The 1784-nt window shown below is 43.7% G+C and carries 1 protein-coding gene; it reads right to left on the bottom strand.

Annotation, left to right across the window (positions count from 1 at the left end; genetic code table 11):
* Window positions 1–1238: 1238 nt before the first annotated feature.
* Window positions 1239–1601 carry a hypothetical protein gene (locus ACIGFL_RS24035; protein ID WP_397498804.1) on the bottom strand — a complete coding sequence of 121 codons (363 nt, stop codon included), beginning with the start codon at window positions 1599–1601 and terminating at the stop codon, window positions 1239–1241.
* Between the last annotated feature and the right edge of the window lie 183 nt (window positions 1602–1784).

The raw sequence follows: 1784 nt of genomic DNA, 5'->3' as shown, positions 1-1784 counted from the left end.
CCCGACTCAAGGCCGGATATACGAATGCAACCGCGCTGACGACAGGCGCAAAAGCAAAGCTTTGCTCGCTACTTGCGGGGAGAGTCCATATACCATTTGTTATGGCGCTGAATACGCAAGTATTTGCTGCACTTGGTTCAGGTAGAATTCTTCGATGCCAAATGAAGTTATGAACGGATCAGTACACTCGTGCTGTTTGTATAGAAATATAATTTTGCATATTAAGCAGGCTGCTAGCTTTATGATGCTGTCATTGTGGGATTTGTTTGCGGTTGACTCATACACATATCTGCTTTGGGTGAATAGATCTTTATTCTCGGCCAAAATCTCAAGGTCGACTGGTTTGAATAAGTATTCTTTGATTTCTTTAGGTAACGCTTCGTAGAGCGCTATCAGGTCATGTGCGTTTGCCTCCTTGGGTAGACTCTCTCTTTTATTGAATCCGTAGGTTTCATTTAGTTTTCCATGGTTTCCCGTTACTTTGGCATGGAAGCTTTTTAGTAGAATTTCGATGGCTAGCGCGCACATCACTGTTTGGATGCTCATCCGTTGATGTGGTGATGTTATGCATATCATGTAGTAGTCGTAGGCGCTCTCGACCATGTAAGGCTTAAACTCAATAGGGGCTATTCCAGAAATATCAGGACAGAACTTAAAGTTACCCAATTAACTTTCCTCAGCGCCATAACGATTAAGCTAAGGGGCTGGCTTTAGCCAGTCCCAGTGAGCGAAGCGAACGATTTGAGCGCATAGTTATACGCGAACCACACTATTTCTTACTTTTGTTTTTGTGTAGTTTATGGGCGGGTACTCACAGTGGTTTTGGAAGTACCACCACAGCAACTGCCCCTCGGCCTGTAAAAGGCTTTCCCCAAATATTGAGAAGTCACATACCGAGATGCTAATGGGGCCGTAGTTTTCGATGATGTGCGAAAACTTTAGGGAGTTTGCTTCTGATGTTGCATGGAGTTTTGCGTGAGGGTGATATCGTTTATTGAAGCTATATTTCGTTTGGCCGATATAAATTATATTGCTCTCGCCTTTCAGGCGGCTAACATTTTTCTCGCTGCGAAATAGATAGACTATATTCTTCGCTTTTTTTGCATGTTCCGAGTCGTATACTCTTCGAAAACTCTCTTCAGATGCGCAGGTTATTTTTTCAGGGAAGGTGGTGAATAAGTTTTCGACTGCGGTATAAAAATTATTTTTGTCAATTGATGAGGCTGTTATTTGGCTTGTCATTGTGGGGTGGTGCTCTTCTTGATGTCTGCGAGAGTCTCTGCTTCACCGTCTTTAATCCATTCTATCGAGGCGGATGAATCTTTAATTCTTACAATTCCGTCACGAGAAAATTCTTGCTCATGGCTGCTGCGATAGATGATTAAGCAGTCTAAGAGACTCATCAAGGAATCTTTATAGCCTGAGTTGTCTATTTTCTCTTGGTCGGGTTTGTCAAAAAAGAATGTTGCAAAATCAAGCCGATTTTCTTTACCAAGTGCCCCAAAAAACACCTCGCCAGAAATTTCCATATCTAAAAGGCACTGCTTGGTCAGCTGATTTAGTCTCATGCTCTCGAATTCTGGATCAAAAATTTCTTTCAAGGTTGGCGACCTCTGCGAGGATTAGAGTTTGTGTATAACGTTTGGTTAAGGGGCGGGCTTTAGCCCGTCCCAGCGAGCACAGCGAGCGATTTGAATGCTGTAATGGACTCTCCCCACACCCCGGTTCTATACCAAGGCGTCGGTGATTGAAGAGTGGGAGAGCCGTTATGAGGCGAATCGCAG

Origin of the sequence: Pseudomonas sp. NPDC077649 (genome assembly GCF_044542855.1) — a bacterium.
GTDB lineage: Bacteria > Pseudomonadota > Gammaproteobacteria > Pseudomonadales > Pseudomonadaceae > Aquipseudomonas.
The sequence above is the reverse complement of the archived record's forward strand: the minus strand, read 5'-3'. Positions and strand labels throughout refer to the sequence as shown.